Origin of the sequence: Rhodococcus sp. RCBS9, assembly GCF_029457415.1 — a bacterium.
Lineage (GTDB): Bacteria > Actinomycetota > Actinomycetes > Mycobacteriales > Mycobacteriaceae > Rhodococcus_F > Rhodococcus_F qingshengii.
Genome location: NZ_CP120422.1, coordinates 4,898,679 through 4,921,997, shown reverse-complemented (window position 1 = coordinate 4,921,997; position 23,319 = coordinate 4,898,679). Strand labels below are relative to the sequence as shown.

Annotated in this window: 23 protein-coding genes; 6 read left to right on the top strand and 17 right to left on the bottom strand. The window is 63.7% G+C overall.

Features of this window, described 5'->3' with window-relative positions:
- Positions 1–36: 36 nt before the first annotated feature.
- The 5 genes from P0M12_RS23065 to P0M12_RS23045 all read right to left on the bottom strand — a co-directional run bounded on the left by P0M12_RS23065 (position 37) and on the right by P0M12_RS23045 (position 5,383).
- Positions 37–996, bottom strand: coding sequence for a cation diffusion facilitator family transporter (locus P0M12_RS23065; protein WP_003940794.1), 960 nt, complete (start codon positions 994–996; stop codon positions 37–39).
- A gap of 8 nt (positions 997–1,004) precedes the next feature.
- Positions 1,005–2,237 (bottom strand): mannose-6-phosphate isomerase, class I, encoded by a 1,233-nt coding sequence (gene manA, locus P0M12_RS23060; protein ID WP_063316634.1) that lies wholly within the window; start codon positions 2,235–2,237, stop codon positions 1,005–1,007.
- A complete protein-coding gene (locus P0M12_RS23055) occupies positions 2,238–3,332 on the bottom strand; it encodes a tobH protein (RefSeq protein WP_221741983.1) in 1,095 nt (364 codons plus the stop codon).
- 163 nt (positions 3,333–3,495) lie between these two features.
- A complete protein-coding gene (locus P0M12_RS23050; RefSeq protein WP_003941022.1) occupies positions 3,496–4,869 on the bottom strand; it encodes a phosphomannomutase/phosphoglucomutase in 1,374 nt (457 codons plus the stop codon).
- Between the two features lie 127 nt (positions 4,870–4,996).
- Positions 4,997–5,383, bottom strand: coding sequence for a DUF3499 domain-containing protein (locus tag P0M12_RS23045; protein WP_007731177.1), 387 nt, complete (start codon positions 5,381–5,383; stop codon positions 4,997–4,999).
- Between the two features lie 79 nt (positions 5,384–5,462).
- Between P0M12_RS23045 and P0M12_RS23040 the strand changes: the two genes are divergently transcribed.
- On the top strand, positions 5,463–5,951 hold the full coding sequence (locus P0M12_RS23040; protein ID WP_003940797.1) for a metallopeptidase family protein: 489 nt from the start codon (positions 5,463–5,465) through the stop codon (positions 5,949–5,951).
- Positions 5,952–6,126: 175 nt separating this feature from the next.
- Here the strand turns inward: P0M12_RS23040 and P0M12_RS23035 are convergent, their stop codons facing one another.
- Positions 6,127–6,405: a WhiB family transcriptional regulator gene (locus P0M12_RS23035; protein WP_020907098.1), complete on the bottom strand. Its 279-nt coding sequence runs from the start codon at positions 6,403–6,405 to the stop codon at positions 6,127–6,129.
- A gap of 380 nt (positions 6,406–6,785) precedes the next feature.
- Here P0M12_RS23035 and cofD point away from each other — a divergent pair, with 380 nt between their 5' ends.
- Genes cofD through P0M12_RS23020 form a run of 3 tightly spaced genes read left to right on the top strand, consistent with a single transcriptional unit; the run spans position 6,786 to position 9,725 of the window.
- On the top strand, positions 6,786–7,778 hold the full coding sequence (gene cofD, locus P0M12_RS23030) for a 2-phospho-L-lactate transferase (RefSeq protein ID WP_003940958.1): 993 nt from the start codon (positions 6,786–6,788) through the stop codon (positions 7,776–7,778).
- Positions 7,775–9,160 carry a coenzyme F420-0:L-glutamate ligase gene (locus tag P0M12_RS23025; RefSeq protein ID WP_003940947.1) on the top strand — a complete coding sequence of 462 codons (1,386 nt, stop codon included), beginning with the start codon at positions 7,775–7,777 and terminating at the stop codon, positions 9,158–9,160. Before cofD ends, P0M12_RS23025 begins: the two co-directional genes overlap by 4 nt.
- Before the next feature lie 4 nt (positions 9,161–9,164).
- Complete coding sequence (locus P0M12_RS23020; protein ID WP_003940680.1) at positions 9,165–9,725, top strand: NUDIX domain-containing protein; 561 nt, start codon at positions 9,165–9,167, stop codon at positions 9,723–9,725.
- Here the strand turns inward: P0M12_RS23020 and P0M12_RS23015 are convergent.
- The 4 genes from P0M12_RS23015 to rfbD are packed head-to-tail and all read right to left on the bottom strand — an operon-like array spanning position 9,716 to position 13,395.
- The gene (locus P0M12_RS23015) at positions 9,716–10,486 is read right to left on the bottom strand and encodes an SGNH/GDSL hydrolase family protein (RefSeq protein ID WP_003940765.1); all 771 of its coding nucleotides are present in this window, start codon (positions 10,484–10,486) and stop codon (positions 9,716–9,718) included. The two genes, P0M12_RS23020 and P0M12_RS23015, sit on opposite strands and share 10 nt — an antisense overlap.
- A gap of 32 nt (positions 10,487–10,518) precedes the next feature.
- Complete coding sequence (locus P0M12_RS23010) at positions 10,519–11,601, bottom strand: NDP-sugar synthase (protein ID WP_037125580.1); 1,083 nt, start codon at positions 11,599–11,601, stop codon at positions 10,519–10,521.
- On the bottom strand, positions 11,598–12,512 hold the full coding sequence (locus P0M12_RS23005; protein WP_277376877.1) for a glycosyltransferase family 2 protein: 915 nt from the start codon (positions 12,510–12,512) through the stop codon (positions 11,598–11,600). Before P0M12_RS23005 ends, P0M12_RS23010 begins: the two co-directional genes overlap by 4 nt.
- Positions 12,513–12,555: 43 nt before the next feature.
- Entirely contained in the window at positions 12,556–13,395 is an 840-nt protein-coding gene (gene rfbD, locus P0M12_RS23000; protein WP_042450118.1) for a dTDP-4-dehydrorhamnose reductase, read from the bottom strand.
- A 114-nt stretch (positions 13,396–13,509) separates the two neighbouring features.
- Between rfbD and P0M12_RS22995 the strand changes: the two genes are divergently transcribed.
- Positions 13,510–14,994: an LCP family protein gene (locus tag P0M12_RS22995; protein WP_346772268.1), complete on the top strand. Its 1,485-nt coding sequence runs from the start codon at positions 13,510–13,512 to the stop codon at positions 14,992–14,994.
- Positions 14,995–15,032: 38 nt separating this feature from the next.
- The gene (locus P0M12_RS22990; protein WP_003940786.1) at positions 15,033–15,746 is read left to right on the top strand and encodes a TIGR03089 family protein; all 714 of its coding nucleotides are present in this window, start codon (positions 15,033–15,035) and stop codon (positions 15,744–15,746) included.
- Positions 15,747–15,749: 3 nt separating this feature from the next.
- Here P0M12_RS22990 and P0M12_RS22985 read toward each other — a convergent pair whose 3' ends face one another.
- The 7 genes from P0M12_RS22985 to P0M12_RS22955 form a co-directional block, all read right to left on the bottom strand.
- The gene (locus tag P0M12_RS22985; RefSeq protein WP_275231479.1) at positions 15,750–18,200 is read right to left on the bottom strand and encodes an FtsX family ABC transporter permease; all 2,451 of its coding nucleotides are present in this window, start codon (positions 18,198–18,200) and stop codon (positions 15,750–15,752) included.
- On the bottom strand, positions 18,197–18,994 hold the full coding sequence (locus tag P0M12_RS22980) for an ABC transporter ATP-binding protein (RefSeq protein ID WP_007731166.1): 798 nt from the start codon (positions 18,992–18,994) through the stop codon (positions 18,197–18,199). The genes P0M12_RS22985 and P0M12_RS22980 overlap by 4 nt, the downstream gene beginning before the upstream one ends.
- 134 nt (positions 18,995–19,128) lie before the next feature.
- On the bottom strand, positions 19,129–19,821 hold the full coding sequence (locus tag P0M12_RS22975; RefSeq protein WP_003940960.1) for a response regulator transcription factor: 693 nt from the start codon (positions 19,819–19,821) through the stop codon (positions 19,129–19,131).
- Between the two features lie 35 nt (positions 19,822–19,856).
- Positions 19,857–21,044, bottom strand: coding sequence for a sensor histidine kinase (locus P0M12_RS22970; RefSeq protein ID WP_007731164.1), 1,188 nt, complete (start codon positions 21,042–21,044; stop codon positions 19,857–19,859).
- A gap of 35 nt (positions 21,045–21,079) precedes the next feature.
- The gene (locus P0M12_RS22965) at positions 21,080–21,457 is read right to left on the bottom strand and encodes a hypothetical protein (protein ID WP_218748893.1); all 378 of its coding nucleotides are present in this window, start codon (positions 21,455–21,457) and stop codon (positions 21,080–21,082) included.
- 7 nt (positions 21,458–21,464) lie between these two features.
- Entirely contained in the window at positions 21,465–21,977 is a 513-nt protein-coding gene (purE, locus tag P0M12_RS22960; RefSeq protein ID WP_037129065.1) for a 5-(carboxyamino)imidazole ribonucleotide mutase, read from the bottom strand.
- Entirely contained in the window at positions 21,961–23,229 is a 1,269-nt protein-coding gene (locus P0M12_RS22955) for a 5-(carboxyamino)imidazole ribonucleotide synthase (RefSeq protein WP_047271712.1), read from the bottom strand. Before P0M12_RS22955 ends, purE begins: the two co-directional genes overlap by 17 nt.
- Positions 23,230–23,319: the final 90 nt, after the last annotated feature.

Sequence of the window (23,319 nt, the reverse complement as noted above, 5' to 3'; positions counted from 1 at the left end):
GATGGCATCAGCCTAAGCCCGCAGGCGCAGCTTTGTTCAGGGTTTGTCGGGGGCCTGTAGATCTGTTTCAGGGCGATCTCCTGCGCTGAGACGATCCAGGTCCGGCTCGAGGTAGATCACCCGCGCCGCAGGCACTGCAGCGCGCACGCGAGACTCGGCCTCGTCGATCGCCGTCGCCACATCCGAGATCGTCGATCCGATCGGCACCGCAACCTTGGCAGCAACAAGGATCTCCTCGGGACCGAGGTACTGCGTCTTGCAATGAATGACGCGTTCGATACGAGTTCCGTCGACCAGGGCGTTGAGGATCAGTTCGGTCTCCACCGCCGTTGCGCCCTCACCGATCAGCAGCGACTGCATTTCGATGATCAGAATGACCGCGATGATGCCGAGCAGGACACCGATGCACAGAGTTCCGATGCCGTCGAAGACCGGATTTCCGGTCACCATCGTGAGGCCGACGCCGCCGAGTGCAAGGACGAGACCGATCAATGCGCCGGTGTCCTCGAGCAGCACAACCGGGAGTTCCGGGCTACGAGAGGTTCGGATGAAGTTCCACCACGACGCATTTCCCTTGAGCGGTCGTGATTCCTTCGCTGCGGTCCGGAAGCTGTAGCCCTCCAGACAAATCGCTATGACAAGAATCGCGATTGCCACGAAAGCCGAATTGAGTTCTTCCGGATGTTGAATCTTGTGAATACCCTCGTAAATCGCGAACAGCGAACCGAGGGTGAAGAGCACCAGTGCAACGACGAACGAATAGAAGTATCGGTTGCGCCCGTAGCCGAACGGGTGCAGTTGATCCGCGTCACGTTCTGCCTTCTTCTGCCCCAGGAGCAGCAAACCCTGATTGGACGTGTCGGCCACCGAGTGCACCGATTCGGCGAGCATCGACGACGATCCGGTGATCAAGAATCCGGCGAACTTGGCTACGGCAATTCCGGCATTGGCTCCGAGGGCCGCCAGAATTGCCTTCTTGCCACCATGAGCCGACACAATGTCTCCTAGTTTCCGACTACGGCACTGAAAACCTGCGCAGTCGGGGTCCGTGTGCTCAGGTGTATCGCAGGCTCGTCGGCAGCGATCCACGCCGCGCGGCCTCGATCGAGGTCGAGAGTGTCGGCGCCGCACGTCGCAGTGACCGCGCCGTCGGTGCAGATCAGAATCCGCGGGCCTGAAGCGTCGACGACGATGTCCGTGGAATTAGCGTCGAACTCCAGACGCGTCAAACGAAATTCGGGCGCCGGCGTGACGTACTCGTATCTACCTGATCCTGACTGACCTGATCCAGATGACGGGGCCGGATCGAGCACTTCGATATCGGCCCCGACGAAGTCCAGAACCCTCAGCAATTCGGGCACGTCGACGTGCTTCGGTGTCAGCCCGCCGCGCAGAACGTTGTCGGAGTTGGCCATGATCTCGACCGCGAGTCCATGGAGATACGCGTGGAGATTGCCGGCAGCGAGAAACAGTCCTTGGCCGGGCTCGAGGGTGACGCGGTTGAGCAGCAGTGCCGCCAGAACACCGGCGTCGCCGGGGTACGCCTCGCTCAATTCCAGCGCGGTGCGGATCTCGGTCACGAATTCGGCGTCGTGGTGCGCGACGTAGGTGATGCACCCGGCAAGTACGGCAGGGAGCAAGGTCCCGAGCACCGTGGACGGCAGCGTGATCCATGTCGTGAACAACGCCCGCAGTCCGTCGGAATCGGGTTGGCCTTCGAGCAGGCCGATGTACGGCTCCAACTCGTCGACGGCCAGAGCGCGCAGCAGTTTGACAGTCCGCGTCGGCTCGCGGAATCCGGCAAGCGCTTCGAATCTGCTGAGCGCGACAACGAGTTCGGGCTTGTGGCTGCCGTCCTTGTAGTTGCGAATCGGCGATTCCATGGGAACGCCGAGTGCGTTCTCACGACGAAAACCCTCGTCGGCTTGAACGGCGCTGGGGTGCGCTTGAAGTGACAGCGGTTCTTCCGCCGCAAGCAGCTTGAGCAGGAATGGGAGTCGCTCACCGAATGCCTCGAGGTTCTCACGGCCGAGTTCGCGTTCGGGTTCGCGGTGCAGGACCTCGAGCAACGACTCGCTTCCGGATTCGGTGATCACGCGCGCCGGGTCACCCGGGTGCGCGCCCAACCACAATTCCGCTTCGGGATGATTCGACGGAGTCGAAAGACCGCGTAGTTCGGCAATTGCCGTTCGCGAGCCCCACGCGTAAGAACGAAGTGCACCTTCGAGTTCACGCACTTACTTCGCACCGCCTGTCAACTGCACGTACGCCGCGGCCATGTCTACTCGAGACGCCAACACGAATACCTGCTCCATCTCCGATATGACCACGTTGGTCTGGTCTTCGTCTGCCGCAACCACCAGGTCGGCGTCAGCCAGCGCGTCCATCCGGCGCCTCGCCTCCCCGCGCGTGGATTCGGTCGCGAAGACGAACGCCCGCACCGGCGGGGTCGGCAGCGCGCCGTCGAGTTGCGGATCGTGAAAGAAGGGGTCGTGGAACACCGAATCACGTGAAGCTGCGTCCGGCGCGAACAGTGCACGCGCCGAACGAATCACCTCGGACATCTCGGCGGCAGCGGCGTTCAGGCCGGAGCTCATCAGCGCAACGCTCGAGAACTCTGCGAGTGCTGTTGTCACGGAACCACTTCCACACAGAACGACTCGCCGGCCGCTCATCCTGGTGGCCAACGACTTGGCCGGGTTGTGGAATACCTCGTTGGCCGGTCCGTCCCGCAGCGCCTCCACATCAACTGCGTCGGCGATTCGACCGAGCACCGCCGAACGGTCCTCGATCGATCCCTTGCCCTCGATTTCGGCGGCAACCGCGAGGAAGACGGCGAGGAACCGCGTCATCGTGTGCCGGGGCGAGGCGTAGAGCCGCGGCGGCAAGGGCATGGTGCGCCCGGCCGCCACGGCTCGCATGGGCCCCTCGTCGGGAACGGCGACAACAACCTCGGCGCCGCGGCGTACGGCACTGTCAACGGATTCGACGAGGCGTGGATCACCGGCATCGTCACCGGCGACGACGATCACGTCCAACGGCCCGGCCCACGACGGCGTCCGGTCGAGTACGAGGAGCGGGCAACCGACCGAATCTCCGACGAGAGCAAGCGCGATCCTGGCTCCGTGCCGGGCGCCACCCGCGCCGGCGATGAGTACGACGCTGCGCGGACGCAGACCGGCCAATCGGGAGATCACACCCTCGCCGACGGCCGATGCGGTCGCCCGAATCTGTGCGCCGCCCATGGCTACAGACCGCAGTAGCCCTTCCGAATCGGCAGCTGACAAACCCTCGCTGTCGTCGAGGTCGAGAAGCGGCATCGGCGCTGTCATCTCACCGCACCCCCTTCTCCGTTAGCAGTTCCCGCACCATCCAGCATTCCAGCTCCACGCGGTCCGTGGTGGCAAAGCCCTCGTTCCCGAGGCCGTCGTTCCTGAGATAGTCCCCCAACTATCCCAGGGCTTCGGCTCACCGACAAACCGATCAGACTCGGATTCAAGCCCGGACGATCGCCAGAATTTCGTTCACCAATGCGTCGACATCGGCGGACGTGGGTGCTTCGACGTTGAGTCGCAGCAGTGGTTCGGTGTTGGACGCGCGCAAGTTGAACCAGGCATTTCCCTCGAGACTGACCGTGACACCGTCGAGGCGATCCACCGACTCGGTGCGGTCGGCAAATGCCGCCAGTACAGCGGCCGTACGATCTGCCGCGTCAGCCACGGTGGAGTTGATCTCGCCCGAGGCCGCGTAGCGGGTGTACTCCGCCATCAACTCGGAGAGCGGACGATCCTGCTCGCCCAGTGCGGCGAGTACGTGCAGCGCCGCGAGCATGCCGGAGTCGGCGCCCCAGAAGTCGCGGAAGTAGTAGTGAGCGGAGTGCTCGCCGCCGAACACCGCACCGGTCTCGGCCATCTCCTGCTTGATGAACGAGTGGCCGACTCGGGTACGAATAGCGACGCCGCCGAGTTCTTCGACGAGTTCGGGAACTGCCCGTGACGTGATCAGGTTGTGGATGATCGACGCGCCCGGTTCCTTCGCGAGTTCGCGCTTGGCGACAAGTGCCGTCACCGCGGACGGCGAGACCGGGTCGCCCTTCTCGTCTACGACGAAGCAACGGTCCGCGTCACCGTCGAACGCCAAGCCGATGTCCGCTCCGGTTTCGCGCACGTAGGCCTGCAGGTCGACGAGGTTGGCCGGATCGAGCGGATTGGCTTCGTGGTTGGGGAACGTGCCGTCGAGCTCGAAGTACAGCGGCAGGACGTCGAGGGGCATCGGCCCGAATACGGCCGGCGCGGTATGGCCGCCCATACCGTTGCCTGCATCGACTGCGACCTTCAGCGGGCGCAACGCAGCCAGGTCGACCAATCCGCGGAGGTAGCTCGCGTATTCCTCGAGGACGTCCTTGGTGCTGGCGGTGCCTGCCGGTCCGTCGTACGCGGGAACACCCGAGACGACCTCGGCGGAGATGACTGCGAGGCCGGTGTCCTGACCGACCGGCTTGGCGCCGGCCCGACACATCTTGATGCCGTTGTACTTGGCGGGATTGTGGCTCGCCGTGAACATCGCGCCCGGGCAGTTCAGCAAACCGGATGCAAAGTAGAGCTCGTCGGTCGACGCCAATCCGATGTAGACGACGTCGAGCCCTTGAGCAAGCACGCCGTCACCGAAAGCCGAAGACAGTGTGGGCGACGATGCGCGCATGTCGTAGCCGATCACAACCGTCGTGGCGGCGCCGGCCTCGTCGCGGACCAGGCGGGCGAACGACGCACCGACGTCGCGGACAAAATCTTCGTCGATCTGCTCACCGACCACACCGCGTACGTCGTACGCCTTGATGATTGCAGCAACCGACTCGGCTGTTCGCCCCACTGAAAACTCTCCTTGTGCATGCACCCTCACAGACGGGAACATCCGGGCGCATGGCGTCCGGAGATTCGCAGTACTCGGGTGTGGAAGTACTCGGTCGAGCCTAGCGTCTACGGCGACGAATCTCGCGTCAGTTGGACGGGTCGGGCAGAACGCGTAGGTGTCCACGACGCCCTGTACGGGCAGTACTCGGAGCTGCGGGACGTATGTCCTCATCTGCATCGACGTTGGACTTGCTGCGATCTCCGAGACCGGCCTCACGTACAGCTTCGGCCAAAGCGGTCAGATCGTCTTCGTCGGGAGTACTCGACGCGAATCCGCCTTCGTGGCGGACGAGTTCCCACCCCTTGGGGGCGGTGATTCGAGAGCCGTGAGTGTCACACAAATCCCATGAATGGGGCTCGGCGACGGTTGCCAGCGGCCCGACAACCGCAGTGGAGTCCGAGTAGACATACGTAAGCGTCGCGACGGCGGGGTTCTTGCACCCGGGGCGGCAGCAGCGACGCAGAGATCTCACAGGTACGGAGCCTAGCCCTCCCCACGTCCGGAACCTACTCGGACACACCGAGCAGTTTCTCCTGTCGTAATCTGGCGCCATGCCACAAGCCCGCCGCCGACGCTCGGTCACTACTCGTTCCATCGAGCGACACGGCCGTGGCCTGCGCGGACCGCTACTTCCCCCGGAGGTGCCCGCCAGGCGTACCCGCGCGGAGAAGTTCGATCTCCTGGTGCTCGACGCCTTCTCTCCCGTCGACCTCGCATGGCACGACCGGCTGACGAAACTCGACATCGCAGTGGACGAAGTTCCGAAGATTCACGCGCACGATCCGGAGTCCGTCACATGGCCGCCGGAGGTCATCGCAGACGGCCCGGTTCCACTGTCACGACTGATTCCGGCCGGAATCGACCGTCACGGAAATACGACTCGCGCAAGAATTGTGCTGTTTCGCCGCCCATTGGAGCAGCGAGCGAAGGATCCGGAAGAACTCACGGATCTGGTGCACGACGTGTTGGTCCATCAAGTCGGCACGTATCTGGGCGTCGACCCACAGGTCATCGACCCCACGCTGCCCGACGAGGACTGATACTGCCCGACGAGGACTGACGCACTGTCAGACGAAAAAACTGATGTCACACGAAGAAGTAAATCCACACGAAGAACAAAACAGTCGTTGCTTGACCTGCAATTCCCCGTTGCAGGTCAGACTTTCGAAGACCGCCCGTCAGCCCCGACGCTGACAGAACCGATTCAGCAGCAGATCAGATGATCCCCCGCTTGAGTCGCCGACGCTCGCGCTCGGACAACCCTCCCCAGATTCCGAACCGTTCGTCGTTCGCGAGCGCGTACTCGAGGCACTCGTCACGAACTTCACAACCGAGGCAGATCCGTTTTGCTTCCCTCGTCGATCCTCCCTTTTCAGGAAAGAACGCTTCGGGATCGGTCTGCGCGCAGAGAGCACGCTCCTGCCACTGATCCTCGATGGTGTCGAACAATTCTTCGAAGCCGGTGACGAGACTCAGCACTGGCCGAGTACTCATACCGTCGAACTCACTGCTGCAGGCACCTTCTGCTGCGCCTGCTCGGGAATCGGTCTGCGGTTCGTCGCTTACTGTCATTGCGAGAGAACTGATCTCGACATTTTCATTGGGCATCGTTCCGCCTCCTCACCTGTAATAGCGCAGAATTTTCACTCCATCTTCAACCCCACCCCGTCGACCGTTCGAAACTGTGTTCGAAACCGGCCCCGCTGCAAGTGAACTCACAAGTAGCGGTTGGAATGACACATTTGAGATTACACACGTCCAGCGTGTCGCGGTCAAGCTAAACGAGATGAATCCATTAGTATTCCGGCCCTCAATTGACGGGACCTTCTGCCCGCCAGACACGACGACGCGCCGACCGCCTAGGCTCTGTTGTCGTGAACGTGACTGTATTGGTTGGCGGCGTCGGCGGGGCCCGTTTCCTTCAAGGTGTTCAAAACGCGCTCGGAATCGCCGGTGGTGAATCCCTCGAGAAATACGAAGGCCCACATCGCATCACGGCCGTCGTCAACGTCGGGGACGACGTGTGGATGCACGGTCTGCGCATCTGCCCCGATCTGGACACTTGTATGTACACACTCGGCGGCGGTATCGACACCGAACGCGGGTGGGGGCACGCCGGCGAAACCTGGAATGCGAAAGAAGAACTCGCGGCATACGGAGCGAAGCCGGACTGGTTCGGCCTCGGAGATCGCGATATCGCAACGCATTTGATTCGCAGCCAGATGCTCCGCACGGGATATCCGTTGTCCGCGATCACCGAAGCGTTGTGCAATCGCTGGAATCCCGGTGTCGCACTGCTTCCCGTGAGCGACGACCGCAGCGAAACACACGTCGTGATCACCGATCCGGAAGACGGTGAGCAGAAGGCGATTCATTTCCAGGAGTGGTGGGTACGCCATCGGGCACAGGTGGAAACGCACAGCTTCGCTCACGTCGGCGCCGAGCAGGCCAAGCCCGCGCCAGGGGTGGTCGAGGCGATCGACGGTGCCGACATCGTGCTGATCGCACCGTCCAATCCCGTCGTGAGCGTCGGCGCGATCCTCGCGGTGCCCGGCATTCGCGGTGCCCTGCGAACAACCGCGGCCAAGGTTGTCGGCCTCTCCCCCGTCATCGGCGGAAAACCGTTGCGCGGCATGGCTGACGAGTGCCTCGAGGTGATCGGGGTCGAGACGACTTCGGAGGCGATCGGTCGCCACTACGGAGCTCGTTCGATCAACGGCATTCTCGACGGCTGGCTCGTCGACGAAGGTGACACGGCCGACATCGACGGGGTGGACGTGCGAAGCATCCCACTTTTGATGACGTCCCCCGAAGAGACCGCGAAAATGGTTCGCACGGCTTTCGAGATCGCCGGAGTCGAACTGTGACCGAGCCCGGAACCGAAGCAAGCCGCGACAGAAATCACTCTCCCGGTGATCACTCCCCCGGCGCCGCAATCGAAGTCATTCCCGTGCTCGGGCTTCCCGAGTTCCGGCCCGGAGACGACTTGGCCACCGCTGTCGTCGACGCGACGCCGTGGCTCGAGAGCGGCGACGTCGTTGTCGTCACGAGCAAGGTGTTCTCCAAAGTCGAGGGTCGCATCGTTTCCTCACCGACCGATCCGGAAGAGCGCGACGCGGCACGACGCCTCCTGGTGGATCAGGAAGCCGTCCGCGTCGTGGCACGCAAGGGCCGCACTCTGATCACCGAGAACAAACTCGGAATCGTGCAGGCCGCATCGGGCATCGACGGCTCCAACGTCGACGGTGCCGAATTGGCGCTGCTCCCCGTGGATCCAGATGCGAGCGCTGCGGGTCTGCGCGCCCGAATTCTCGAGAGCACGGGCAAGTCCGTCGCCGTCGTCGTCACCGACACGATGGGTCGTGCGTGGCGCAACGGGCAGACCGACGCCGCAATCGGTTCCTCCGGCATTCCGGTCCTGCACGGCTACCTCGGAGCACAGGACAGTCAGGGCAACGATCTGATCGTCACCGAGATCGCGATCGCGGACGAAATCGCCGCTGCGGGCGACTTGGTCAAGGGCAAGCTGGGCGGCGTTCCCGTCGCCGTCGTTCGTGGGCTTCGGTTCGAGGACGACGGTTCGAGTGGCCAGGATCTGATTCGCCGCGGCCCGGACGATCTGTTCTGGCTGGGCACCGAGGAAGCTACGGCGATGGGCCGTGGCCAGGCGCTGCTGTTGCGTCGATCGGTCCGACAGTTCGCAAGTGATCCCGTCGACGCGGAGATCATTCGCAGCTCGATCGCCGAGGCACTCACCGCTCCCGCACCGCACCACACGAGACCGGTTCGATTCGTGTGGCTACGCACGGAGTCGGTCCGCACGGCTCTTCTCGAGCAGATGCGCGAGAAGTGGGCCGCCGATCTTCGCGCCGACGGTCGCAGTGACGAATCCGTCGAGGCCCGGGTTGCCCGCGGAAACATCCTGTTCGACGCCCCCGAGGTCGTCATTCCCTTCTGCGTGCCCGATGGCGCACACAGTTATCCGGATGCCGGACGAACCGCGGCGGAGTCGACGATGTTCACGGTCGCCGCCGGCGCGGCAGTGCAGGGACTGCTGGTCTCGTTGGCCACCCGCGGCGTGGGAAGCTGCTGGATCGGATCGACGATCTTCGCCGCCGATCTCGTACGCGAACAACTCGATCTCCCGGCGGATTGGCAGCCACTCGGTGCCATCGCAATCGGGCACCCCCTCGAACCACTGACTCCGCGCTCTGTCTCCGCCCCCGGGGACGCGTTGGTGGAGCTGTAGGTCCATGTCAGCCGAATCGCTGCACGCCTCCGCCAAGGGCGTCCTGGAGGGCTGGGAGACGTCCTCCGAAGCGGACGAATCATTGCGGCACACGATGCTCGCGTTCCTCGATTCGGCTCCGGACGGCTGCCTTCGTCGCCACGCACCGGGACACATCACCGCGTCGTCTCTCGTTCTCGACGAGAGTGGCTGCCACGTCTTGCTGACCCTGCATCCCAAGGTGGGCAGGTGGATTCAGCTCGGCGGCCACTGCGAGCCCGACGACGAGACGGTGGTAGATGCGGCATTGCGGGAAGCTCGCGAGGAGTCCGGAATTCACGACGTTCGGATAGACGCGGACCTACTCTCCGCCCACACGCATCCGATCACGTGCTCACTCGGAGTACCGACTCGCCATCTCGATCTACGGTTTCTTGTTGTGGCGCCGGACAATTCACATATCGTCCGCAGCGCAGAGTCCACCGACCTCAGATGGTGGCCGGTGGACGCGCTCCCACCTACAGCGGAACGCGAGACCATCGACCACCTGGTCGCGCTCGCCCGTCAGCGCAAGAATCAGGACTGAATCGGAGAAAGCTGGGGCTGCTTGGCGCTCACGCCGTCGCCCGAAGATGTTCCCTTCACGCGCCGAGCTACCCACGGCACCAAGAACTCTCGCGCCCATTGACGATCCTCGCGACGAGTTTCGGCTTTCGTGAGAACCGGCGCAGGCCCGAGATCGGGCGGGGTCAATCCGTGTTCGACGCCGAGCACGTCGAGCACACGCGTCGCCATGTTCTCGTGCCCGGAGGGCGACATGTGGAGGCGATCCCAGTCCCACATCCGAAGGTCCTGATATTCGGAGAATCGCCAGAAGTCGACGAGGGTCGCGTCGTGGCGGTCGGCCACCTCGCGAACAAGCTCGTTGTAGATCGCCAGACGTCCGCGGAGCTTGCCGAAGAAGGCGGACCATCCGGTGTCGTACGCGGTGAACATCAGAACCCGAGCGCCGGATGCAGTGAGCTGACCGATTGCCGAATCGTAGCGGGCGACCATCGCATCGATGTCGAGCTTCGGACGCATCATGTCGTTTCCGCCGGCGTAGATGGTCACCAGATCGGGCTTCAACGCCAGAGCGGGTTCCAACTGCTCGTCGATGATCGGTCCGAGTAGGCGACCACGAATCGCCAGGTTGGCGTAGCGGAAGTCGGGATTGTTCACCGCCAGCTGCTCGGCCACTCGGTCTGCCCACCCGCGCAGACCGTTGGGGAATCGTTCGTCGGCGTCGCCGACGCCCTCGGTGAACGAGTCACCGAGGGCAACGTAACGGCTCGGAAGAGAAGTCATACCCGCCAGTATTCCAGTAGGTCAGCTAACGATCACACATCTGTGCTGAAGCGCACGCCACCGTCCGGCAGCGTCACCCCCGGCCACACGCGTGCGCCGCGCAACAATTCACACCGCGCACCGATGTCCGCGCCGTCGCCGATGACAGCGTCGCGGACCAGCGCTCGGGGTCCGATACGGACGCCGAATCCGAGGATCGATCGTTCGACCACCGCCCCGGCTTCCACAACGGCGCCGTCGAAGAGAATTGCACCGTCGAGGCGAGCGCCTGCACCAACTTCTGCGCCTCGACCGACAACCGTGCCGCCGATCAGAACAGCGCCCGGCGCGATTCCGGCCCCGGGGTGAACCAGCGACTCGCCGCGCGGACCTTCGAGAGCCGGCGAAGGTGCGATACCTCGCACCAGGTCGGCGGAACCGCGAACGAAGTCCTCGGGGGTTCCCATGTCACGCCAGTACGACGAGTCGACGTGGCCGAACACCCGCTTGCCCTCGGCCAGGAGATTCGGGAACACCTCGCGCTCGACCGATACCGGTCGTCCTTCGGGGATCTGTTCGATGATCTCGCGCTTGAAGACGTAGCAGCCGGCGTTGATCTGATCCGTCGGCGGATCCTGAGTCTTCTCCAGGAATGCCGAGACTCGTCCGTCCTCGTCGGTCGGAACACAACCGAATGCTCGCGGGTCTCCCACACGAACCAGATGCAGGGTCACGTCGGCGTCCGTCTTCTCGTGGGTCTCGAGAATGCCGTTCAGATCGGTGCCACCGAGCACGTCGCCGTTGAACACCATGACGTTGTCACCGCGCAACTTCGGCAGAACGTTGCGGATTCCGCCACCGGTGCCCAGCGGTTCGGTCTCGAAGACGTAGTCGATCTCGAGGCCCATCTTGGAGCCGTCGCCGAAGTAGTCCTCGAATACCTCTGCCTTGAAGGACGTTCCGAGCACGACGTGCTTGATTCCGGCTGCCTCGATGCGGGCGAGCAGGTGCGTCAGGAACGGCAGGCCGGCGGTCGGAAGCATCGGCTTGGGTGCCGACAGCGTCAGCGGACGCAGCCGAGTGCCTTTGCCGCCTACCAGGATTACGGCGTCGGTCGGATTCGGATCGGACATCATTTTCCCCCGTGGTTCGAAACTGATGGGTTGTCGGTCGAGTTGTCGGTGCGAGCGCGCTCGCGAACTGCAGAAGCTACGGCGATCTTGGATCGCACCGCGAGGCCACCGCGCAAGGCAAGTCGTAGCGGAGCCTGCCACCAGTGCGGATGGCGATCAGCCTGGAACTGGTACGCACTGCGATGATGGGCAGGCAACATCAGTTCCGGATGACGTCCTGCCGCATGGCCTTTGGCATGGGTGACGACGGCCGAGGGGACGAATACGTTGAGCCACCCGGCTTTTCCGAGGCGGTCACCGAAGTCCACGTCCTCCATGTACATGAAGTAACGAGAGTCGAAACCGGAGATGGTGTCGAAGGCGTCGCGTCGCACCAGCAGGCACGACCCGGAAAGCCACCCCACTGCACGCTCGGTGACGGCCTCGTTCTCCTGACGGTAACGAGCAGTCCACGGGTTCTTCGGCCATACGGTACCGAGCAACGCGTGCCCGACGCCCGAGGTGATGTCGGGCACCGTTCGCGCCGACGGATAGACACTGCCGTCCGGTTCGAGGACCTTCGGCCCCAGTGCACCGGCCCTTGGCCACCGATTTGCCGCAGCCACCAATTCGTCGAGTGAACCGGGTGCCCATTGGACGTCCGGGTTGGAAATCACGACGAATTCGATCGACGAATCGATCTCCGCTACAGCCCGATTTATCGCTCCCCCGTACCCGATGTTTCCGCCGGTTCGAAGCAGACGGACATGCTCGTACCTGGCATCGGCAGCCTCGGGGGCACCATCGGTCGACCCATTGTCGGCCATGATGACCTGGGGTTTTTCTGTCGTCGCCACAGCGAGCGTGCTCAAGAAATTCTCGAGATGCTCGCCTGGCGAGTAGGTCACCGTTACCACGGCCAGCTTGGGACTCACGCCGGTCAGCCTAGCCGTCCGCGGCTACTGCCCCGAACAATGCTCACGCCAGAGCGGCGTGCAGAGCCTCTCGCCACGGACGCAGCGGCGTCATTCCCGCGGTAACCCACGCGCGCTCGGACAAGACCGAATATGCAGGGCGCGGGGCAGGGCGTACGAACTCCGCACTGCTGCACGGGCGCACCCGAGCAGGGTCTGCGCCGATCTCCTCGAAAACAGCTCGCGCCAACTCGTACCAACTTGCTTGCCCGCCATTGGTCACGTGGAATGTCGACGCACCCGTGAAGTCCAGCAGCGCGAGTTCGACGATGCCGCCGGCCAGATCGACGCTGTACGTGGGTGACCCGATCTGGTCGTCCACGACGTTCACGAATTCGCGTTCGGCTTCGAGCCTTCTCATCGTGGCGACAAAATCCGTGCCGACACCGGAGTACACCCACGCGGTGCGGACAACGGCCGCGTCAGCCCCCGACTCTCGAACAGCGATCTCGCCGTCCAGTTTGGTTCGGCCGTAGACCGTCGCGGGACCGGTCGGTGCATCGACGTCGTATGGCGAGCTTGCATCGCCCGGAAAGACGTAGTCCGTCGAAACGTGGATCAACCGCGAACCCACCCGCGCACAGGCTTGCGCGAGATTCCGCGGTCCGATCTCGTTGACCGCCCTCGCCGCCTCCTGGTCGGTCTCGGCAGCATCGACGGCCGTGTACGCAGCGCAGTTGATCAGCACCGAATCAGGCGAGACGAAGTCGTCAACCGCGCGGCTGTCGGTGATGTCGAGCTCGCGGGAACCGACGGCCGTCACAGTGTGACCCGCCGACGTTGCGAGAGCATCGATACGTGTTCCGAGCTGCCCTCGGGCGCCGGTGAGCAGGATATTCGTCACACGGTTGAGTCTGGCACGCCGCGTCGAGGTACCCGCGGCCGAGCATCGGACCAGTAACCTGAAGGGGTGTCCCACCAGCAACCGCAGCGCCGCGCGCGTCCACGACCTGCGCCGATTCGGACCAAGACGAGCCCGGCTCGCATAGCGGTCGCGGTGCTGTCCGTGCTCGTACTGCTGGTCACCGGGTTCGCATGGCGGGGTGTGGACTCGTTGAGAAACAGCCTTGCCACTGCCAGCGGACTCGGCCTCGGTGGCGGCAAGGACGGAGCAATCGACATTCTGATGGTGGGAACGGACAGTCGAACCGACGCGCACGGCAACCCGCTCTCACAAAGCGAGCTCGACTCGTTGCGCGCAGGTGAGGAAGTTGCGTCCAATACCGACACCATCATCTTGATCCGCGTCCCCAACGACGGGAGTTCCGCGACCGCGATCTCGATTCCCCGCGACGCGTACGTCAACGTCCCGGGTATCGGTATGTCGAAGATCAACGCCGCGTTCGGTGCCACCAAGGAAACCGAGCGGCTGAAGTTGGTCAACAATGGGTCGTCCGACAGCGACGCAGACAAGAAGTCGACGGAAGCCGGCCGGACCGCGCTCATCGGAGCGGTGGCGAATCTGACCGGCATCACCGTCGATCACTACGCCGAAGTCGGACTACTCGGATTCGTCCTGCTGACCAACGCAGTGGGCGGAGTCGACGTGTGCCTCAACGCGCCGGTAGACGAACCGATGTCCGGAGCCAATTTCGCGGCCGGGAAACAGACACTCGACGGCGCCGACGCGCTGAGCTTCGTGCGACAACGACACGACCTTCCTCGCGGCGACCTGGACCGGATCGTTCGCCAGCAGGTGTTCATGGCTTCTCTCGTCAGCAAGGTACTCAGCGCAAAAACCCTCAGTGACCCCGGCAAGCTCAGTCAGCTGACCTCGGCTGTCCAGCGTTCCGTCGTGATCGACGACGACTGGGACATCATCGAGTTCGCCAAGCAGTTGCAGAATCTGGCTGGCGGCAAGGTGCAATTCGAGACAATTCCCGTTCTCGACATCAACGGCATGACCGATTACGGCGAGTCCATCGTCAAGGTCGATCCCAAGGCCGTCAAGAAGTACATCGCGGGATTGGTCGGCGCCGACAGCGAGGACTCGGAGGAGACCTCCGAAGCACCGACCACGGTGAATGCGACCTCGATCACGGTCGACGTCGCAAACGCCAGTGACATCGCAGGGTTGGCCAGCGGGGTTTCCGAAGCGTTGAGTGCCCTCGGGTACAAGCAGGGTCAGGTCGGCAACAACACCGGCTCCGACGTCACCGAATCGACGGTGTTCGCAAAGTCCGCGGACGACGACGCAGCACTCGCGGTGGCCGAGGCACTCGGCGGTCTGACGGTCAAGGCGGATTCGTCATTGTCCTCGGGCAAGGTTCGGGTTGTCATTGCCGAGGACTACAGCGGCCCGCAGTCCGCGGACGCGGTATCCCCGTCCGAAGGAGCGACAAGCACGACTGAATCGTCGAGCACCACCGAGACCAGCCCCACTCCCGCCCCTCCCGGTCCGCCGATCGACGCGGCCTCCAACGGCCCGCGCTGTGTCAACTGAAAAATTGTGTGAACTGAGCGGCTGCGTAAGCTGACGACGTGCCTTCGCCTGTAGACAACCTGACCGACGCCCTCCTCGGACCGATCCTGGCTGCCGACCCGGCCGGCCCTCGCGTGACCTACTACGACGACGCCACCGGCGAGCGCATCGAATTGTCTGCGAGCACTCTGGCCAACTGGGCGGCAAAGACAGCGAATATGGTCCGCGACGAGTTCGCTCTCGAGCCCGGCGGCAAAGTTGCCGTGCTGCTTCCCGCGCACTGGCAGAGCGTCGCCGTCTTGCTGGGTGTGTGGTGGGCAGGCGGTGAGGTGGTCCTCTCCCCCGACGCCGACGCCGAACTGGCTTTTGTCACTGCGGACCGACTGGACGATGTTGCGGACGTACCGGAGGTAGCCGCACTCTCACTCGACGCGTTCGGCAAAGGTTTGAGCGATCTTCCGCTCGGCGTCGCCGACTACGCAACCTCCATCCGTGTGCACGGCGACCAGTTCCGTAGCGCCGGAGCCGGTTCGGCGCTGGAAGGCCGGTCCGTAGCGGACACGATCGACGCGGCACGGGCATCGGCGAAGAACGTCGAATTGGTGTCGACGGATCGTGTCCTCTCCAGTCGCACGTGGGACACGGCAGACGAATTGATCGACGGGCTTCTGGCAGTTCTCGCCGCGGGTGCCTCACTCGTGCAGGTGGCCCACCCGGACGCGGAAGCTACCGCGCGCCGAGTGGGCACCGAGAAGGTCACGAAACAGTTCTGAACGCTAGCTCGCGAGAGCTGTCACCGGTGACACCAGCCCCGCCCGCCTAGCGGGGAGCAGTGACGCGATCACACCGCAGATTCCGCCGATCAACACGATGGCTACCAACTGCACCCACGGCACTGCGCTGAGGGCGACGTCCTCGATCCCGAAAACCGATGCGGTACCGGCTACACCGAACACCATCCCGAACAGCACTCCGATCACCGATGCGACTCCTGCGACGAGCAGCGCTTCCCAGATCAACATGGCTCGAATTCCCTTCTTGGTCAGACCGAGTGCGCGAAGCAGTCCGGATTCGCGGCGCCGTTCGAGAACGGACAGTGCCATGGTGTTTCCGACGCCGATCAAAGCGATCAACACCGCTACCGACAGCAATCCGGCAACCACCATGAGCATGGTGTCGAGGATCGAATCGAGAGCTGAACGCATCTCGGTCATGCCCTGAACATCGCTGCCCGGCGCTTCCTGGCGTGCCAGTTCGGTGATGCGGTCGGTGGCGGCCAAAGCCTGTTCGTCAGTATCCGTCCCCAGCCTTACCCAGTACGAATCGGTGGTCGGCACGGTGGCCGCTGCACCGAGATCGCCTCGATCCAGTAGTGCTGGTTGACCTTTCACGCCCTCGACCACGCTGACGTTCACGACGCCGCGATCCCCACGCACCGTCGCCGTATCGCCCGCCGAGAGCTTGTATTCGGTCAGGTCAGCGGGCGAGAGCACCAACTGACCGGCCGCGGGTACCGAGATCTCGGTACGCAGAACATCTTTCACCCGCGCAGCGTCGACGCCGAATCCGGCCAACGAACCGCGCCCGTCGATCGTCAGTTCGGCCTTGTCCAGACCGCTCACCGCGCCGACACCGTTGACCGCGGCGATGTCTGTGCCCAACCCTGCGGGAAGCGGTGCCGAACCTGAACTGCTCACCATGACGTCGACGGGGAATTGACTGTCCATCGCCGCGGGTGCGGCTTCCTTGACCGTCGCGATTCCCACGACGAGCGTGCTCGTCAAGGCAACACCGATCAACAATGCGGTGGCCGTCGCCGAGGTGCGGCGTGGGTTCCGACCGGCGTTGCCTGCTGCCAGGCTTCCCACCGGACCGATCAGTCTCGCCAACACTCCGCCGGCCGCATTGATCAGTGCAGGCACGATTCGACCGGACAGTGCCGCGATCCCCAGGAACGAGAACAATCCACCGGCGGTTGCGGCCGGCACCTGCTGATTCGTCACTCCCAGGACGGTCATCGCGATGCCCGCGAGCAGGGTCACGACGCCGAGAACCCGGCGCACCACCGATACCTGAACGCTCTCGGGCTTGGACTCCATCGGCTGCAGTGCTGCCAGCGGGGAGAGCCTCGTTGCCGCCCGCCCGGGCGCAGATGCAGCGAGCATCGTCATCACGATGCCGACGGCAAGACCGACGAGCACGGTCACCGGGGTGACGCTCAGTGACGAAAGAGGAACCGGCACATCTGCGGCCGTTGCTACGCGACCGATTGCCCAGGCAAGTCCGACACCGAGTCCGACGCCGATCACCGAGGCGATCACGCCGACCGCCGCGGCTTCACTGCGAATGCTCCGGCGAACCTGTTTGGCCGTGGCGCCGACGCATCGCAGCAACGCAAGTTCCTGAGTGCGCGCCGCGAGCAGCACGGCAAATGTATTGGCGATCACCAGCGCGGCAACAACAACGGCGATGGCGCCGAAGGCGAGCAACACCGTGCTGAGGATCTTGGTGCCGCCCATGTATTCGGCTGCGGCGTTGTCTGTGGCTTCTTCGCCGGTCAGCACGGTGGAGTCCGCGGGCAACGCGCTCGAGATCGAATCCACGAGTTCTTGCTGAGAGCGTGAACCGTCACCGGCGACACGGAACTCACGTTCGGCACTGTCACCGGCCCACGCGCTCACCTGCTCGGCGGTGGTGAATATCTTGATCCCGCCCAGTCGTTGCGCCGAACCGGAGAGGTCGACCAGTCCGACTACCTCCGCGGTGGGTGCGGCGGCACCGACCGTCGAATCCCGTGCCGTGACTGTGATTCGGGCACCGATCGGTATCCCGGAGTCCGCGCTCACCAACACCTGCCCCAGACCGGCCGGAATCGATCCCTCCGACACCTTCTCCCAACGCAATTCGGGATTGTCGGCAATCGAGAGCGCATCCCCGTAGGACGCGCCCTTTGCCTCGGAGTCGACACGAACATAGGTCGACACGTCGTCGGCCACCGCCGAGACGCCCGGCACCGCGCTCAGCAGTGCTTCTGTCACGCCTGGACCGGACGCGACGACATCTGTGGTTTCGTATTGCGTCGCAAGTGATTTGCTCACACTCGCGTCGACCGTCGAGCTCAAGGTCAAAGTCGCGACGATGTATCCGACGGCGATCACCACCGCGAGTATCGACGCCACATAGCGCCCGGCATGTGCCCGCGCCTGCGCAAAAGCCAGACCTCTCATCGCAGTGCACCCGAAACTGCAGGAACATCGGCCAGGTCGTCTGCACCGAGAGCTCGCATGGCACCGATCACCGAGTCGACGGTGGGATGGTCGATCTCTCCGGCTATACGCCCGTCCGCGATCAACACGACTCGATCCGCGTACGACGCCGCCACCGGATCGTGTGTCACCATCACGACCGTCTGACCGGTCTCCCGGACACTGGTGCGCAAGAGTCCCAGAACCTCTGTCCCGGAACGGGAATCCAGGTTGCCGGTAGGCTCGTCGGCAAAGATCACGTCGGGCTGGGGCAGTAATGCACGGGCGACAGCTACACGTTGCTGCTGACCGCCGGACAACTCGTGCGGCAGGTGGTCGAGGCGCTGCGACAGGCCCAGCTTTCCGATCACCTCGTCCATCCACTCGGACGAGGGTTCACTACCTGCCAGCTTCATCGGCAGCAGCATGTTCTCCCGAGCAGTGAGCACCGGTAGCAGGTTGAACGCTTGGAAGACGAATCCGATCCGCTCGCGTCGCAGTTCGGTGAGCTCCGTGTCGCCGAGTTTCGTGACTTCGGTGTCGCCCAGGAAAACCTGCCCACCCGAGACCGTGTCGAGTCCGGCCAGGCAGTGCATGAGCGTCGACTTTCCGGAGCCGGACGGGCCCATGATCGCGGTGAACCGCTCGCGACCGAAGTCCACGTCGACTCCGCCGAGCGCGTGAACCGTGGTCTCACCGGTGCCGTACACCTTGGTGACACCGCGGGCAGTGATCGCCGGCACTGCGGCTGGTTCCGTCGTGGTGTGCGCATGCATTTTTTGCCCTCCGTAAAGCTTCTCGCTATGACGGAATCGACGTTATTGCAGCGCAAGTGGTCTCCGCGTCGGAGTGCGGGGCGATCTTGGAGAGCCCGGTGTCATCCCGGGGTAGGACTGGACAGGGCGGCGTGTCAGCCCTCGGTGCCGAGGAGATCTGCGCGCCGGACGAGTCCGATCTGGAAGGCGAAGACGACTGCCTGTACACGATCACGAGAATGAGTCTTTGAAAGAACCCGTCCGACATGGGTTTTCACTGTCGTCTCGGAGACGTGGAATTTCGCAGCGATCTCCGAATTCGACAGCCCGTACGCCATGGCTTCGAGCACCTCGACCTCGCGCGGCGTCAACTCTTCGGGCAACTGCGCTTCGGGCGCCGAGCCTTCCAGGAGTGGCCCGACGTGCTGAAGCAGTCGCCGAGTGGCCCGGGCTTCGATCACCGCGTCCCCGCGGTGCACGGTGCGGATGGCGTCGAGCAACTGCTCCGGTGGCACGTCCTTGAGCAGGAAACCACTGGCGCCCGCCCGGATAGCCGACATCACGTACTCGTCGTTGTCGAAGGTGGTGAGCACCACGACCTTCGGCGCATCGGGGTCGGCCAGGAGCCGACGAGTCGCCTCGATGCCGTCCATCTTCGGCATCTGGACATCCATCAGAACGACGTCGACATGACGGGCGGCCAACTCGGTCAGCGCCTGCTGACCGTCCGAAGCCTCGACAACCACCGACAGATCCGGCTGTGAGTCGATGACCATTCGAAAACCTGCGCGGACCAGCTGCTGATCGTCGATCAGTGCCACTGCGATCGGAGCCACGTGTTCGTCCATGCCACTCACCTTAAGACCTTCGGACGTTTCAAGACCTACCCAGACGTTCGTTCGTACGGCAAGACGGCCCGGACGCTGTATCCGCCGCCTGATTTCGGTCCGGCGGTCACTTTGCCTCCGTGCAGCTTGGCTCGCTCGGCCATTCCGATCAGTCCCTGTCCGCCTGGTGACGATTCGACCAGCGCGGCGCTGCCGCCTCGTCCGTCGTCGGTGATACCGAGAACGAGTTCGGTTTCAGCCCATGTCATCTCGACGCTCGCCTGTGCTCCAGGCCCCGCATGTTTGAGAACGTTCGTCAGCGATTCCTGCACGATGCGATACGCCGTCAACCCCGCACCCGCAGAGAGTTCGCGTGGTTCCCCGGTCACGCTGACGGCGATGTCGAGTCCGCTGCTGCGTAACTCGTGGAAGAGACTGTCGATGTCGCCGGCGCCCGGGATCACCGAGAAATCACGGGGCGTGTCCTCACGCAGGACGGACAGCAGCGATCGCATGTCGGTCAACGCTTGGCGGCCGGTGGAGGCAATTGTTTCGAGTGCCTGAATTGCAGCCTGAGGATCCTTGGCCGCGCTGTAGCGTCCACCGTCGGCCTGAGCGATGACAACGGTCAACGAATGCGCGACGATGTCGTGCATCTCGCGCGCAATCCTCGAGCGTTCGCTGATCGTCGCGATTTCCGCTTCCTGCGCACGCTCGAGTTCGAGCAACCGTGCGCGCTCGGTCAGACCTTCCAATTGTTTGGTGCGAACTCGACGCAAATCACCGAACGCCCAGACCGCGAGCATGAAGATCATGACGGCCACGGACTGCATGACCTGCGAGGACACCGGGATTCCGTCGTAGCCGAAGTATCGAACAGTCCCGGCAATCGAGCCGAGCAACGCGAGCACCAGCCCGGTGAGTGAACTCCACCGAGCGCCGTAAGCGGCCAGCGCGTACAGGGAGATGGGTACGACAACGGCCGATGCGAGCAGTGTGTTGCCGATGAAGATCACGTGTAGAACTGCGAACCCTGCGATCACCATGCCGGAGAGTTCGGGGCGCGAGCGTCGCCACGCCAACGGAACGGTCATACCCAGCGAGATGAACACCGCCAGCGGACTCGCCTCGACCGCCACGACAACGCTGAACAGTGCGGCAACCGTCGCAATGCAGATGTCCACACCGCGAGCATGATCCGCGCTCCAACGGACGAAGCGTTCACTAGTCGGAAAACGAGCCATGCCGCCAAGAGTAGCTTTTACTGACGAGCTCTCACTCAGGTGCGGTAACCGCCGTCTTCGAGACCGGCCTCGATTTCGAAGCGGTTGCGCGGCCCGCGATGACGCAGTTCCTCACGCAGGTACAACAACCCGAATATGATTCCGTACCTGGCCCATTGGTCCGCGTGGACTGCCTCGTGGCGAAGGACGGATCGCGTCGTGTTTCGCCGCGTGAGATACACACCACCGAGAGTTGTTCCCCCTCTGGCGAACCCGCTGCGCAGCCCGGAAGCGACGAAGATCCCGGACTCGTCGTCGAAGCGGATGTCCGCGCGGAGAATCCCGGCGTAGAACAGGGCGATGCGGGTGACGAACGCGGACTGCGCGCTGCCCCGACTCGCTCGGATCAGCGGCAGCCCGCGTCGTGCACACACGAGAGAATCAGCCCAGCAGTTTCTCGCGGAGCGACTTGTCCTTGTCGAGGACCATCGACTCGAGGCTCTCCTGGAAGGCCACCATCCGCTGCTGAAGTGCAGGGTCCGAAGCGCCGAGGATCCGAGCAGCCAACAGACCGGCGTTGCGAGCGCCACCGATCGAGACCGTCGCGACCGGGACGCCGGCCGGCATCTGCACGATCGAGAGCAGCGAATCCATACCGTCGAGGTACTTGAGCGGCACCGGAACACCGATGACCGGCAACGGCGTAGCCGAGGCAACCATGCCCGGAAGGTGCGCGGCGCCACCGGCACCGGCGATGATGACCTTGATTCCGCGGTCGGAAGCTTCCTTGGCGTAGTCGAGCATCCGCTGAGGCGTGCGGTGCGCCGAGACGACACCGACCTCGAAGCGGATACCGAACTCGGCCAAAGCTTCGGCTGCAGCTTCCATGGTCGGCCAATCCGAATCGCTGCCCATGATCAGGCCGACCTGCGCGCTCTCACTCACCGTGTACATCCCATCCGTCGGTCCAAACTGCATACGAAAGCCAATGTGCTGCACGCTCGGCGCGTTCCCGTACTGCGGCAACGTAATTCGGATCGTCGATGGATCCGGCGCCGCCCACGATGTTGACGTGACCGATCTTGCGATCCTTGCGCTCACCCTTGCCGTACAGGTGGATCTTCGCGTCGGGCATCCGAGCGAACAGGTGATGGACACGCTCGTCCATCGTCATCTCGGGTGCTTCCGGTGCACCGAGAACGTTGGCCATCACCGTTACCGGCGCGATCGGCGAGGTGTCGCCGAGCGGGTAGTCGAGAACTGCACGCAGATGCTGTTCGAACTGAGAGGTGCGAGCGCCGTCCATCGTCCAGTGACCGGAGTTGTGCGGGCGCATGGCCAGCTCATTGACCACGAGAGTGCCGTCAGTCGTCTCGAAGAGTTCGACGGCCATCGAGCCGACAACACCGAGCTCGGACGCGATGCGCAACGCCAATTGTTCGGCTTCCTCGGCAACGGCACTCGAAAGGGCGGGAGCAGGTGCGATCACGACGGCGCACTGGCCGTTGCGCTGAACGGTCTCGACGACCGGCCACGTAGCGCCCTGGCCGAACGGCGACCGCGCGACCATGGCGGACAGTTCCCGACGCATCGAGACCATTTCCTCGACGATCAGCGGAACACCCTTGTCCAGCTGCTCGGTGACAATGGCCTCTGCTTCGTCCTGATCGTCGGTGATCCAGACTCCGCGGCCGTCGTAGCCTCCGCGAGTTGCCTTGATGACAAGCGGCCAACCGTGTTGGGCACCGAAACGCACGACGTCTTCTGCCCACGTCACTTCGGCGTACGCAGGTACGGGCGCGCCCAGTTCGGCAAGTTTGCGACGCATCAGCAGTTTGTCCTGAGCGAAGATCAGAGCCTGCGGCGGCGGCTGAACGTTCACGCCTTCGGCAACAAGAACCTCGAGATGCTCCGTGGGCACGTGCTCGTGGTCGAACGTCAGTGCATTGGAACCGACCGCTGCGCGGCGAAGAGCGTCGAGGTCGGTGTGGCTGCCGAGCACGACGTCGGGGCTGACCTGAGCTGCCGGCTCGTCCGAAGTCCCGGAGAGCACTCGGAGCGTCTGGCCCAGGGCCACCGCAGCCTGGTGAGTCATCCTGGCCAACTGTCCGCCACCGATCATGGTGACGACGGGCATGGATGCTTTTGCCGGTCGAGGGGTGGTCGGGCGGGCGGGGATCTGCGCGGGATCGTTGTTGCCGGTCACGGCTCTCTATGTTGTCATGTGCCGCGTTCGCCCGTTCATTCAGCGTTCCCAATCTGTGATTCTGCTGATGAATCCGCGGCAAATTGGTGG